Below are 13,279 nucleotides of genomic sequence, written 5' to 3'. Positions count from 1 at the left end.
GGGCGAGGGGGAGGGTTCGGTGTGAAGGTGGTGCAGCGTACTCGAACCGAACCCTGATCCGGCGGTTACTCGCCCCATCCATGGGACTCGCCCCTCGGGCCGGCTGGCGCCGTTCGCGGTCGATCCCGTCGACCGCAGTCGCGCCACGTGCATTCGCGCCATCCCAGCGCTTGCCGGAAGACATTTACTTCTCGAATACCCGCAATTCACCAAACGTCCGCGCCAGATACGAATCGAGCAGCGGCCGGTTGGGGCAGTCGTCGAAACGCCCGCCACAATGCTCGCGCAAGCGTGCATTCGCCTCGAAATACGCGTTTTTCGGCAGATCGGCAATGTCGAGCATCAGGCCGGCGAGGAAGGCGAGGTCGAGCGGGCTGTGCGACGTGAAGGGCGTGCGATCGAGATTGCTGTCGATCCGGTAGTAGGTGAGGGCGTACGCCTCGGGCTGAAGCTCAGCCGGCAACGTGTTCGGCAACTTTGCCTCGAGGCCGTCGAACGCCGGGTGGTGGTCGCCGAAGTGCGCCAGCACCGTGGGGCGCCCGTCGGCGAACAGATCGCGCCGCAACTCCGCGATCGCGTCGCTGGATTGATGCAGGCGGAACAGGTAGTGGCCCAGGTTGCGGTTGATGCGCGCATCGAAGCCCGGCAACGGCGGCTGGTTCCACGGTGCTGGCAGGTCGTCCAGTGGCAGATCGTGCGGGCCGTGCTGGCGCATGGTCAGGACCATGAAGAACAGTGGACGGTCGTCCTTCGCGCGCTCGCGCCGCAGCACGTCCACGAAACGCCGCATAAGGTCGGAGTCGGTGCTTTCCCAGACGAGGCCGAGATCCTGTGAGTCGTAAAACTCGTCGAAGCCGTACTCGGCATAGGCGTCGCCGGCGCGCATGAAATTGCGCGGCATCGGATAGATCGCGATGGTCCGGTAGCCGAGCGCCTTGAGCCGGCGCGGCAGGGTTTCGCGCATGTGCGGGGCGAGGTTGAATGGCGCGTACACGCCGGCGGGCCCGAACAGCGTGTGCGGCAGGCCGGTCAGGAATGCAAACTCGCTGGTCCAGGTCGCTCCGCCGTAGGTGTGCACCTTGAGCAGCCCGTGCGCATGGGTGTTTCCGTCCGGGTCGAACAGCGGGACCGTGCAGCGTGGCACGTTGCAGATCGACCATTGGCGCGGGTCGAGCGTGCTTTCCTCGAGCACCGTGACCAGATCCGGACGTCGTGCCGGCGCTTGCGCGGTGGAGGCGGTGCCCCAGTCGAAATCGGCGGCGGCGTCCGGTGCATAGGCAGGCATGTGCACGCGCATGCGCGTGAGTGAACGCAGGAATGCGGTCGTCGGATTGCGGTTCGCCTGGCTCACGAATTCCCACGGCGTGACCGCGTGGACGCTCTGGAACGGCCCTTGTGGCCAGGTGATCAACAGCAGCGGCAGCAGCGCGAGCAGCAGGGCGCCGCCGCGTGCGCGCAACGTGCGGCCACGCCACCAGCCTGGTGATTCGAGGCGCCAGGCCACAAACCCCAGCAGCAGGCCGCCAATCGCGTCCATGGCGTATTTGTGCCACAGCGTCGGGTAGTGCGCGATCACTTCGGCCGTCGATGCGCCGGTGAAATAACGCAGATCCGATACCAGCAAGGGCTGGTGCAGATAAGTGAGTTCGAGCGAACCGGCGAGCCAGACGATGCCGGCCAATGCTCCGGCGACCAGCAGGCCGAAGCCGATGCGTCCGCTCGCGACGACGAGGATCAGCGCGAGCGCGAGCGCGATCGCCAGGCAGAACATGCGCTCCGGGTCGTCAGTCTCGGCCGACAGGAGCCGTGTGAGAGCCATTGCGAGCGTGCCCGCGCCGAGCATCCAGGCGAGGCCGCGTCGGAGCCATTTCCCTGCTGCATTCATGCCGATCCCTTCCATGTCGGACCTTTGCCGTGTCGTCGCGGGACATTTAGCGGAACTGTAACGTCACTGTAAACATTCCGCTCGCCCAAAAAAGCCGATTGGCGCGGGGGCAACCTGAGGCATCCCCACGTTTTGAGCCACCGCGGGGCTTTGAAAGCCGGGGAGAGGGTTGGGTGGGGGCTTTTGCTGCTGCAGCATCGAGAACAACAGCAAGTGCGCTCGCGCCCTTGGCGCTTGCCCCTTCCCCGGCCTGCGTTCGGGAAGAGGGGATAAATCCAAGCTCGACGATGCCTCGACCAGCGCGAGCGCGCTGGCGGTCGTGATCGCCGAATGGATCGGCGCGCCGGGGAGCGGCGGTCAGCTCGACGACTACACGCGCAAGACCGCGCACCGCAATCGCATGCATCGCACGACGCTGCGCCTCGGACGCGCCTGCCTGTGGACCAGCATGGCCATCAGCGTGCTGCTGGCGCTGTTCCAGCACCGGCTCGGTCCCGACAACACGACGATGCTGGTCGCGGTAATGGGGTGCTCGCGATCACCGCTGCCGCGCGCGAGTCCTACGCGTATCTCAAGGGTGGCAAGGAACTGATCAAGCAATACCGCTACATGCGCGGCATCTTCTCGGATGCGCGCGCGAAGCTCGATGCCGCGCCCGACGCCGAAGGTCAGCGCGACATCTTGCGTGCGCTCGGCGAGGCCGCACTGGCCGAACACGTCGAATGGGCGCTGATGCACCGCGAGCGGCCGCTGGAGAATGCGCGGTTCTGAGCGGCGCTTCGATGCCAGGAGAAATGGCGACGCAATGAGCCCGGTATTCGTTCGGAACTGCGTTGGAGGATGCCGTACGGGCCGATCGCTCCCGGATATCGGCAGCGATACCGGGCTGAGCTATGCTCGCTCCGGCCCTTGCGCGGAGCGGCATGGTGGTGCAATACGAGGTTGCGGCACAGGAACCGACCGTCGCGCTGCTTCGGCGCGTGCGTGGCGGCGACGCGCGCGCGCGTGAAATCCTGTTCCGGCGCTACCTGCCGTTGCTGCGTCGTTGGGCCCATGGCCGCCTGCCGGCGACCGCGCGCGGGCCGGTTGATACCGACGATCTTGTTCAGGTCACGCTCGTTCGAGCGTTACACCATCTGGAGGATTTCGAATCGGCGGGTTCCGGCAGCTTCCTGGCGTATCTGCGCCAGATCCTGCTGAACCAGGTGCGCGACGAGATCCGTCGACAGCAGCGGCGTCCGCCGGCCGAGCCGCTCGATATCGAACTGATCGATGCCGACGCGCCGACGCTGGTCGAACAGATGGTGGGTCAGGAGCGGCTGGCGGCTTATGAGTGGGCCCTGGCCAACCTGCCAAAACGGCAGCAGGAGTTGATCGTGATGCGCCTCGAGTTCGGTTTGAGCTATCCCGAGATTGCCGCTGAAACCGGCGGCACTGTGGACGCCGTGCGCATGATGATCTCCCGAGCCCTGGTGCAACTGGCCGAACAATTGAGTAATCACCGTGAAACCTGAGGACATCGAGCGCCTGGCCGGACGCATCGCCGACGACGCGCCACTCGGTGCGGAGGCATCCGTCAGTACCGAGCGCAGCGGCGACCGCCGCCTGCTCGGCGCCCTGCGTGAACTCGAACAACTGGCTCAAGGCTTTCGCCGTGCCCAGCTTGCCGGCGCCGGACATCATGCATCGAGTGCCCCGGCATTGTTCCGTTTCGGCGGTCTCGATGTGCTCGAACAGCTCGGCGAGGGGGCCCAGGGTACGGTGTGGCGCGCCTACGATCCGCTGCTCGACCAGCAGGTCGCTCTCAAATTGCGCCGACTGGACTCGGGGGATCTCGCGCATCGCTTCCTTGAGGAAGGGCGCCGCCTGGCACGATTGCGTCACCCGAATATCGTCAATGTCTATGGCGCTGCCGTGCACGAAGGCCGCACCGGTCTGTGGACCGAACTCGTACGCGGCCGCAGCCTTTCCGACCTTCTGGCCGAAGGCGGGCCATTGCCGACCGAGGATGTCAACGCGATCGGCCGCGATCTGTGCGGCGCGCTTGCTTTCGTGCATCGGCACGGTCTCGTGCACGGCGACGTCAAGGCGGGCAACGTGATGCGCGATGCCGGCGGACGCATCGTGTTGATGGACTTCGGAGCCACCCAGGATGCGGGAGATTGCGGCCGGGCGGTGCTGTCGGGAACCGTGCAGTATCTGGCGCCGGAAGTGCTCGACGGCGGCGCGCCGACGCCAGCCAGCGATATCTATGCGCTCGGTGTGCTGCTCTACCATCTGCTCACCGCGCGTTATCCCAACGAGCCTGTCGCCGATGAAGCGCCACGCGTGTTGGCGGAGCATCCGCCTGCACTGCCGGCCGGCGTACCACGCCCGCTGGCGCAAGCCATCGATGCCGCGCTGGCGATCGATCCACGGCAGCGCCCGCCCAGCATGATCGCGTTCGCGCAAGCCCTGAATCGGTCGGTTCCGCGTGCACGGCCTCGGCGAATCGTCGGTGTATCTGTCGCCATCCTGTTGCTTGCGGCAGGGATATTCACTGCTGTGTGGAGCTCGCACCGTGCGGCGCCGGCGGCATGGCAGACCGAACTTGCGCTCGAGCGCATCGAACACGGCGCATCGGCTGCGCTGCAGAGTGGTGCCACGGTGCATCTTGGCGATCACCTGCAACTGCATTTCCGCAGCAGCGAGCCGGTCTGGCTGTACGTGCTTGACGATGATGGGGACGGCAGCGCCGCCGTGTTGTTCCCCACAGGCGAGGAGGGGACAACCGATCCGCTCGCCGCGAATGTCGACTACACACTGCCTGCATCGGGTCCGCACGCACTGACCTGGCAGATAAGCAGCGCTGCTTCAGGCGAAGAACTGCTGATGCTGGCGTCGCGCTCGCCGCAGCCGGAGCTCGAACGGCTGATCGCACAGTGGCGGCATGCGCATGATAGCCATGCCGGAAAGCAACGCGGCGCGCTTGTCCTGGCGCCGGCGCCCTCCGAAGAAGCGCTCGACAGTGCCGATCTCGGCGAGGCGCTGGCCGCGGCGGAGCGCAGTGCCGGCAGCAATCTGCGCCGCTGGCGATTCGAGCTTCCGCACGCGGATTGAGGTTTGTCGCCCTCGAACGTTGCCGCGCAAGCGCGGCTCGTCCGGGAGATCGTCACATCGCTTGCCGACGTCCTCGCAGCCCCCCGCCGAGTGAACGGAACAGGATGGACGACAGACGGACCGCGCGGCCCCGGGGTCCGTCGCACAATACGCGGAATGGGGGCGTACCGGCAGTCGCGAGGGGGTCAATCATCATGTTCGTCGGTCGCTTGTACCCATCGGTATTCGCCGCGCTGCTGATCGTCTGCGCGTGGCCGTGCAGGGCCGATGCGGTTGCGCTGGATTCGCGCATGGACCGGGTCTACCAGGCCCTGGGTGCGGGTGACAACGCACAAGCGGCAAGTCTCAGCTCGACGCTGTTCGATGAGGTGACTGATCGTGATGCTCATCGCGCTGCAGTATTGCAGACGCGACTGGATGTTCTTGCGGTGCGCGGCGAGCTCGCCAAACCGGATGGACTGGCCTTTCACGAAGGCGTGCAGCGATTTGCAGCGGCTGACGTGCGCAGACACGGCTTCGCGCAGCGCGTGGCGATTGCCGATGCGCTGGCTCGCTCGGATGCACAGTCCGCCCTGGATCTCGCCCAGGCCGCTCTGCTGGCCCCCGCTCATCCGTCCCACGATGACGCGCTGGAACTGCATGCCTTGGCAGCGCGTGCGGCTTCATTGCTGAGCGGTCGCTGGCAACTGGCGAGGGAACAGGCCGAACTGGCCCTCGCCGGCTGGCACGCCCGGCACGGCGTGCGCGCGCGTTGGCAGGAAGTGTTGACGCTCCATGTCATTGGAAATACCTACATGCGCGGAGGCAGCAGTCGCGATGCGCTGTCCTGGTTCGAGCGGGGGTCGGCGCTCGCCATCGCCAGCTTCGGCGCCGACAGCGCGGCGCGCATCAAGATCGATACCGATCGGGCCAGCGTGCTGGTCGACCTGGGTCGCAACAGCGAAGCGCTGGATCTTCGCGAGACGCTGCTGACGATCGCGCGCCGGCGCTTCGGCGAAAACAGTTTTGAAGCGGCGAGGGCCGAAGGGCTGGTCGGCGCCGGCCTGCAGGAGATCGGCGACTACGCGGCCGCGCGCCGACGCTACGCGCACGTCGAGGCGGTCCTGGCGTCGTTGCCGGATGCTCCAGCCTACGAGCGCGGCATCATCGCCAACAACTTCGGCAACCTGTTGCAGGAGATGGGGGAAGAAGAGGCTGCGCTCACGCGCTATCGCCAGGCCCTGGCGGCATGGGGCGAGGACGAGCGGACCATGCGCGTGCGTGCCGTGGTCACCGCGAATCTCGGCAATACCGAATACCGGCTGGGGCACTACGAAACCGCCATCGCCGATTTCCAACGCGCGCTGTCATTGCGCGAGAAAGCCGATGGCAAGGACAGCCCCGGTCTTGGCTATGCGCTGGAAGGATTGGGTTCGTCGGCGCTCGCGCTGAAGCGTTATGCGGAAGCCGAGCAGGACTACCGCCGTGCGCTGGACGTGCGCGGGCGTTCGCTGTCGCCCAATCATCCGACCCTTGCCCCGTTGAATTTCGGTCTGGCCCTGGCGCGTTGGGGGCAAGGCGATATCGGCGATGCATTCCGCTACGCGACGTTGACCGCGGAACACCAGCAGACTTTGCTGGCGACATTCGCGACGGAATTCTCCGAACGGCAGAGCGTGGCCTATCGGGAATTGCTCGTGCCGGCCACCGCGCTTGCGGTCACTCTCGCCGCCAAGCGAGGAGACGCCGACAGCATCGCCGTCGCGTGGCGCCTGACGATGGTCGAACGTGAGCTGGTGGAGCGCGCGCAGGCACATCGACTGGCGGCGGCGCGCTCGGCACACGATCCGGCATTGGAGCAGCCTTGGCAGGCCTGGCGCGCAGCAAACAGCGCGCTCGGCGACGCCTGGTTGAGCACCCACATCAACGCCGAGCGCATGGCGCAATTGCGCGCGGATGCCGAGAGCGCGGAACGCGCACTGTGGAATCGCATGGCGCGCGGCCGCGCGACGAACGTCGACGGGGCTGCAAGTGTCGGGGAGCTTGCACACGCGTTGCCAGCCGATGGGCTGATGATCGCGTTCACCGAGGGTGTCGCCGACAATCCAGCGCGCCTGCTGGCAGCGGGCGGCAAGCAGACGCCCGAGGACTGGTATGCCTTCACGCTTGCGCACGACGGGCATGTGACGCTGCGCCTGGTCGGCGACAGCAACGCGCTGTCGGCGCAGGCGCGCGCGTGGTACCTGGAGATTCGCGACCCCGCGACCGATGCGACGCGGATGCGTCGCAACGGATTGGCGCTCCGGCAAGCTCTGCTCGATCCGATCGTGGCCGGAAGCAGCGCCCGCCATCTGTTCATCGTTCCGGAGGGCGAACTCTTCCGCGTCAGTTTCGCAGCACTGCCTGACCGCGGAAGCGGTTATCTGATCGAGAACGGCACGCGCGTGCATACCCTCGCGCACGAAAGCGATCTTTCACTGCCGGCATCGGCTACCGCATCGACAAGCATGCTGCTGGCCGGCGCTCCGGATTTTCCGGCCACGTTGCCCGCACCCGCAAGTTCCGAACGCCAATTGTGTTTGCGAGCCGCTCAGGGGTTTGCCGCCATCCCGAACGCGGCGCGCGAACTCGATGGCTTGCACACCCTGTTGTCGACCACGGCCGCCGATTCCCGGGTGCAGCTCATCACGGGTTCTTCGGCCACCAAGGAAAACGTGGTCGCTGCATTGCCGCACGCGAGCATCGTCCATCTCGCGACCCACGGTTTCAGTCTCGATGAGAGCTGCACCGGAGATCGTGGCGCGCGCGGCATGACGCTGGAAGAACCGGTCGCGGAAAAAGCGACCGGCACGTCCAATGCTGCGACGCTGTCCGGGCTGGCCTTCAGCGGCGCTCGCGTGACGGCAGGGAATCGAATGATCGGCGTGCTTGGCGCGGGCGAACTGGCCACTCTCGATCTGTCGCATGTCGACTGGATTGCGCTGTCAGCCTGCGATTCCGGGCTTGGCCCGATCGGCCGCAACGAGGGCGTGTTCGGCATGCGCCGCGCGTTGCGTCTGGCCGGCGCGCGCACCGTGATCATGAGCCTGTGGGAAGTCGACGACGCAGCGACCTCCGACTTGATGCAGAGCCTGTATCACGCCCGCTTCGTCGAGCACGCCGACGTGCCCGACGCGATGGCGGCCGCCATGCGTGCGGTGCTGACGGCGCGCCGCGCGGCGGGGCAGTCCGATCATCCCTACTACTGGGCGGCGTTCATCGGCGAGGGCGGCTGGCGCTGAAGGCTGGAGGGGTGGATTGCCTCTACGAGGGCGATGCGGCAAAGCGCATCCGGAGGGTGAAGGCTGTGGGGGGCTGCAGGCTCACCCCAGCCGATGTTCGGTCCGACCGTTCCGCTTCGTTTCCCAGATCTGAGGTCTTCACTGGGAATCGCTCATGTTGTCCTGCTCGCTGCGTCGCATCCTGCAAACCGCCGGCTGTCTGTCGGCCCTCGTGCTCTGTCATCCTGCTTCGGCGATCGCCTTGACGTGCGTCAGTACTTCGGCACAGCTCCAGGCCGCGCTCACGGCGGCGGCAACCAACAGCAAGCCCAATGCCATCGCACTGGTGGTCGGCACCTATACATTGGCAGCACCGCTCACGGCGTCCATCAGCAATGGGTTTGCGTTGACCATCGAAGGCGGTTACCCGTCTGGTTGCGCGTCCGCGCCGACTCCCGTGCCCGACAACACGATCATCACCGGTGCCAACGTCGCGGGTACCTATGTCAGGTTGATCGGTTATGGGCTGACCGTTCGCAATCTTACGTTCACGGGCCTCAAGCCCGCGGCAGGCACGGACGCAGTCGTGATCGGCGACAACAATCTCGGCGGTATCTTGCACATCGAGAACGTCGCAGTCAGCGGCAACAGCGTGAACGGCATCAACGACAGCATACTGACCGTCTACCCCTCCGGCGGTCTGGTGTTCGACGACAATATCGTGCACGACAACGGCAACGCCGCTGCCGCCGTCGCCATCTCCGCGGACTATCCCAGGCTGCCGTTCACGATCGCGAACAACACGATCGCCCACAACCAATCTCCCGGGCTGTTGTTGGGCGCCTACACCCCGTACAGCCCTGTTCGTCTGTTCAACAACATCCTGTGGAACAACGCGCTGGACGATCTGGTCCTCACAAACAGCCAGGCGGTCGCGCTCAACAACACCTGGCTGAACAGCTCGCTGGACAGCTCGAGCACGCTGGCATCCGCGTCGGCGAACAACAGCACGACGAACCCCCAGTTGACGTCGAACTACATGCTTGCCGACACTTCTCCGGTGATCGACGGTGGCATCCCTCTGCCGTTGATCCTGCCGGCCACCGATGCAGCAAATTACGCGCGCGTCATCAACGATGCACCCAGCCAGGGTGCCTATGAGTCGCAGCATGTATTCGTCGAAGCGGAGCAGCTGGTCACCAATACGAACGACAGTGGGCCCGGTTCGCTGAGGCAGGCCATCCTGAGTGCCAACGCCAGCGGAAAGCCCACCAGCATTCCGTTCTTCATCGGCAACAGCTGCGGTCCGCAGGTCATCGCGCTCAACTCGCCGCTGCCGTCACCGACCGTGTCCTTGCTGATCAGCGGATATACGCAACCCGGAGCTTCGAAGAACACATCCAGCCAGACGCTGGTAGGCTCTATCCCGTTCAACGGCAATATCTGCATCATCGTATTCGGCAGCTTCGGGGGGAATGTGAGCAGCGCATTGGTCGCGGGTCCGTTGACCCCGACGAATGTCCACGTGGAAGTGACCGGCCTGGCGTTCACGAATTTCAAGGGGTCCGCCATCGACTTCTCCGGCGGCAACGGACACTGGGTGCACGGCAACACGTTCGGTGTGGAGTTGCCATCGACGGGGCCGTTGTTCGCGAACGACATCGGTGTGCAGATCGATGGAGGGGCTGCCGCCGTGGTCGGTGGTCCCAACCCCGCCGACGTCAATCTGATCGGGCGTGGTTCGGGGACGGACGGTCTGGGTGTCCTGGTCAGCGGGCAGGGCACCAGTTTCAATACCATCGCGAACAACAGCATCGGCGGCGACCCATCCGGAACGACCGCCGGAAACGGCAACCAGAACGCCGGCATTGAAATCCTGGACACCATACTGAGTACCGTCAACAACAACTGGATCGTTGCCAACGGCGGCGACGGCATCCTGATCAACAATTCCCTGAGTACTCTGGTGCAATCGAACTACATCGGCTCCGGCTTTGCTTCAAGTCTCGGCAATGCGGGTGCCGGCGTGCACGTGCGCAATGGGTCGTGGATCAACTGGATCGGCAGCACCTACCCGATGACACGCACCGGCGCGAATGTCATCGATTCCAATGGAGGCCCTGGTGTCTGGGTGGATCTGGACGCGGGCAGGTACAACCAGGTGAGCGCCAACGAGATCTTCGACAACGTGGGTCTCGCCGTGGATCTGGCGTTGCTCGGTCCTACGCCCAATGTGGGCAACGAAAGTACCGGACCCAACGATCTGCTCCACAAACCTGTATTGACCAGCGTCGACTATGCGGCCGGGGGCAAGATCACCGTCCTCGGCAGCATTTCAACGCGGCCGAACGACACGCGCTACGTCAACGTATACGCGAGCGACCGTTGTGGCGATGCATATGCCCTGCTCGGCAGCTATCTCGTCCAGGCATCGGCCAGCGGAACCATCGCGCTCAACCTGAGCGTGCCGGCGCCGACCTTTGGGCCTGCGAAGATCACCGCTACCGAAGACGACTACACGGCTGTGGCCAACACGTCCGAGATCAGCAGCTGCAAGGACCTGTCCGCCAGCGACGATATCTTCAACGATGGCTTCGACAACTTTTGACGCTGCCTGGCGGTTGAGGTCGAGTAGCGCGGCGATGCGTGCACGCCCTATGGCCGGGCAGCGCCGCGCAATTCAGAACAGTTCGGGTGCGAGCAGCCGCCGAACCGGGGCGAACCCGGCGCGATGCGCGCGGCACGGGCCGAGGCGTTCGAGAGCTGCGAGATGCTCCGGCGTCGAATAGCCTTTGTGGCGCACGAAGCCGTATCCGGGATGGATCGGATCGAGTTCGCGCATGATGCGGTCGCGCTCGGTCTTGGCGAGGATCGAAGCGGCGCTGATCGCAGGCTCCGAAGCGTCACCGCCGATGATCGCGCGTGCCGCGCAGGGCAAGGTCTTCGGCAGGCGGTTGCCGTCGATCAGCGCCAGGTCGGGCGCGACCGACAGCATCTCCAGCGCGCGGGTCATGCCCGCCATCGTGGCGCCGAGGATGTTCAGCCGCTCGATCTCGTCGACATCGACGGCGATGACCGACCATGCGAGCGCGCATGCGCGAATCTGTGGCGCCAGGCTTTCGCGCTGCGCTTCGCTGAGCGCTTTCGAATCCGCGAGGCCTTCGAGCGGCCGCCGTGCGTCGAGGATCACCGCCGCCACCACGACCGGTCCGGCCAGTGGGCCACGGCCGGCTTCATCGACGCCGGCGACGAGTCCTGGAGTGCTGGAGCGGGGACTGGCCTTCATTCGTGCAGGTCGCCGAGCTTGGTGAAGATGAAGTCATGGTACGACGTGACCATCTTCGTGTCCTTGCAATCGAGGTAGCGGCCCTTGCAGCGTTCGCGCAGCAGCGTGTTGGCCTGGTAGAAGTCGTTCTTCGGCACGCCGGCGACATCGAGCGCGAGTGAACCGAGGAACGCGATGTCGAGCACCGGGTAGTCGAATTTCTGGCGCACCGGGAAATTCGACTTCAGCATGAAGTAGGTGACCCAGTTCGAGGTCAGGCGCGCCTCCTTCGGCACGTCCTTCGGAATCTCGTTGATCGCACCATCGAACGAGGGCTGGTGGTCGCCGAAATGCAGCAGCACGGCCGGATGCTCGCCACCGAGCAGGAATTTCTCCAGGTCCGCGAGCATCGCATCGGACTGCTGCAGGCGCTCGAGATAGTTGCCGAGGTTGAGGTTCAGCCAGTCGTCGAGCGCCTTCGGCTTGAACTTGCCAGGAAACAGCGGCTGGTTGTACGGCGCTGGCAGCTGGGCCAGCGGCACCATGTGCGGGCCGTGCTGGTGCAGGGTCAGCATGAACACGAACAGCGGCTGGTCTGGATGCACGCGCTTCTCGTCGGCGTAGATGCGCTCGAACACCCTGAGCAGATCGGCATCGTGGCTCTCCCAGCCGAGGCCGTACTGGGTGCCGTCGTAGAACGCGTCGAAGCCGTAGTAGTCGTAGGCGTTGCGCGCATTGAGGAAATCGCCGCTCATCGGGTAGACCGCGATCGCGCGATAACCCGCGCCCTTGAACGCCTTGGGCAGCGTGAACGCGACTCTCGGCGCGAGGTTGTAGGGCGCATACAGGCCGGCGTTGCCGAACAGCGTGTGGGCGAGGCCGGTCAACAGCGAGAACTCGCTGGTCCAGGTGCCGCCGCCGAACGTGTGCACGCTCATCGGGCCGTGTGCGCGCGTCGACTTGTCGGCCTCGAACATGCGCCGCTTGCAGATCGGCAAGGTGCATAGCTTGAGGATGCGCGGATCGAACGTGCTTTCCTCGAGGATCGTGACCACGTCCGGCCGCGACGGCGGCGACTGCAGCGGCCGGTCGAGTTTCCACGAGATGCTGCGGTCGACATCGGGCGGAATCGTCGGCTGGTTGATCACCGTGTCGTTGAACGAGGTGAAGAAGTCCGTGATGAAGCTCTTGTCGTTGACCGTGATCCACATCGGCTTGTTGAACACCGCGTTGAACGGGCCCTCGGGCGACAGGCACGCGACCAGCAGTCCGGCAGCGGCGAGCGTGCCGAACAGCCGTGCGCCTATGCGCGGTGCGCGTGGCCATGGCGCGAACAGCATCGCGTGCTCGCCGGAGAACGCGAGCACGAGCAGCAGCGGGATCAGGATCAGCGCCGCTAGGCTGGTGCCGAGCAGCAGCGGGTAGTGCGTGATGACCTCGATCGTGCCGCTGTTCACGAAGTATTCGAGGTCCGGCGCGAGCAGCGGCGTGGTCAGGTACAGGAACTTGAGTGTGCCGGCGATCTCGATCGCGCCGAACACCAGCGCGATCAGCAGCATTGCGAACGCGAGGCGGCCGCTCGCGAACATAGCGAGCAGCAGCGAGAGCAGGGCCAGGGTCGCCGCGAAGATCTTCTCGTTCGTTGTGTGCTCGGTCATCGGACCGAACGCGAACAGTGCGAGGAAGGCCAGCAGCGCGAAGGCGCGCAGCAGGCGGGTTCGATGGATGTGGAAAGTCGACAGGGCTGTCACGCGGGGGTCGTCATGCGCCGCATCCTGCGGATGCGCGGGG

General features: G+C 65.3%; 10 protein-coding genes. 6 read left to right on the top strand and 4 right to left on the bottom strand.

From position 1 onward, the window contains the following. Nucleotides 1-184: 184 nt before the first annotated feature. Nucleotides 185-1,900 carry an LTA synthase family protein gene (locus tag ABD002_RS17325; RefSeq protein ID WP_343793410.1) on the bottom strand — a complete coding sequence of 572 codons (1,716 nt, stop codon included), beginning with the start codon at nt 1,898-1,900 and terminating at the stop codon, nt 185-187. Between the two features lie 154 nt (nt 1,901-2,054). Between ABD002_RS17325 and ABD002_RS17320 the strand changes: the two genes are divergently transcribed. From ABD002_RS17320 to ABD002_RS17305, 4 genes are all read left to right on the top strand, one after another. Then, nucleotides 2,055-2,477 carry a hypothetical protein gene (locus ABD002_RS17320; RefSeq protein ID WP_343793408.1) on the top strand — a complete coding sequence of 141 codons (423 nt, stop codon included), beginning with the start codon at nt 2,055-2,057 and terminating at the stop codon, nt 2,475-2,477. Next, on the top strand, nt 2,414-2,656 hold the full coding sequence (locus tag ABD002_RS17315) for a hypothetical protein (protein ID WP_343793406.1): 243 nt from the start codon (nt 2,414-2,416) through the stop codon (nt 2,654-2,656). Before ABD002_RS17320 ends, ABD002_RS17315 begins: the two co-directional genes overlap by 64 nt. 152 nt (nt 2,657-2,808) lie before the next feature. Then, nucleotides 2,809-3,399, top strand: coding sequence for an RNA polymerase sigma factor (locus tag ABD002_RS17310; protein ID WP_343793404.1), 591 nt, complete (start codon nt 2,809-2,811; stop codon nt 3,397-3,399). After that, nucleotides 3,389-4,984 (top strand): serine/threonine-protein kinase, encoded by a 1,596-nt coding sequence (locus ABD002_RS17305; protein ID WP_343793402.1) that lies wholly within the window; start codon nt 3,389-3,391, stop codon nt 4,982-4,984. Before ABD002_RS17310 ends, ABD002_RS17305 begins: the two co-directional genes overlap by 11 nt. A 185-nt stretch (nt 4,985-5,169) precedes the next feature. Here ABD002_RS17305 and ABD002_RS17300 read toward each other — a convergent pair whose 3' ends face one another. Next, nucleotides 5,170-5,625, bottom strand: coding sequence for a hypothetical protein (locus tag ABD002_RS17300; protein WP_343793400.1), 456 nt, complete (start codon nt 5,623-5,625; stop codon nt 5,170-5,172). Nucleotides 5,626-5,628: 3 nt separating this feature from the next. Here ABD002_RS17300 and ABD002_RS17295 point away from each other — a divergent pair, with 3 nt between their 5' ends. Both ABD002_RS17295 and ABD002_RS17290 read left to right on the top strand, forming a co-directional pair. Continuing rightward, on the top strand, nt 5,629-8,244 hold the full coding sequence (locus ABD002_RS17295) for a CHAT domain-containing protein (protein ID WP_343793398.1): 2,616 nt from the start codon (nt 5,629-5,631) through the stop codon (nt 8,242-8,244). A 154-nt stretch (nt 8,245-8,398) separates the two neighbouring features. After that, a complete protein-coding gene (locus ABD002_RS17290) occupies nt 8,399-10,831 on the top strand; it encodes a right-handed parallel beta-helix repeat-containing protein (RefSeq protein WP_343793396.1) in 2,433 nt (810 codons plus the stop codon). A 72-nt stretch (nt 10,832-10,903) separates the two neighbouring features. Here ABD002_RS17290 and ABD002_RS17285 read toward each other — a convergent pair whose 3' ends face one another. Together ABD002_RS17285 and ABD002_RS17280 are read right to left on the bottom strand one after the other, a co-directional pair. Beyond that, complete coding sequence (locus ABD002_RS17285; RefSeq protein WP_343793394.1) at nt 10,904-11,509, bottom strand: ribonuclease HII; 606 nt, start codon at nt 11,507-11,509, stop codon at nt 10,904-10,906. After that, nucleotides 11,506-13,239 carry a sulfatase-like hydrolase/transferase gene (locus ABD002_RS17280; RefSeq protein WP_343793392.1) on the bottom strand — a complete coding sequence of 578 codons (1,734 nt, stop codon included), beginning with the start codon at nt 13,237-13,239 and terminating at the stop codon, nt 11,506-11,508. The genes ABD002_RS17285 and ABD002_RS17280 overlap by 4 nt, the downstream gene beginning before the upstream one ends. Nucleotides 13,240-13,279: the final 40 nt, after the last annotated feature.

Origin of the sequence: Dokdonella soli, assembly GCF_039523175.1 — a bacterium.
GTDB classification, from domain to species: Bacteria; Pseudomonadota; Gammaproteobacteria; order Xanthomonadales; family Rhodanobacteraceae; genus Dokdonella_A; species Dokdonella_A soli.
The sequence above is the reverse complement of the archived record's forward strand: the minus strand, read 5'-3'. Positions and strand labels throughout refer to the sequence as shown.

Bases quoted from the DNA above. Each gene is read 5' to 3' on its own strand.
- ABD002_RS17325 (WP_343793410.1), bottom strand. From the start codon at position 1,900: ATGGAAGGGATCGGCATGAATGCAGCAGGGAAATGGCTCCGACGCGGC.
- ABD002_RS17310 (WP_343793404.1), top strand. From the start codon at position 2,809: ATGGTGGTGCAATACGAGGTTGCGGCACAGGAACCGACCGTCGCGCTG.
- ABD002_RS17300 (WP_343793400.1), bottom strand. From the start codon at position 5,625: ATGCAGTTCCAGCGCGTCATCGTGGGACGGATGAGCGGGGGCCAGCAG.
- ABD002_RS17290 (WP_343793396.1), top strand. From the start codon at position 8,399: ATGTTGTCCTGCTCGCTGCGTCGCATCCTGCAAACCGCCGGCTGTCTG.
- ABD002_RS17285 (WP_343793394.1), bottom strand. From the start codon at position 11,509: ATGAAGGCCAGTCCCCGCTCCAGCACTCCAGGACTCGTCGCCGGCGTC.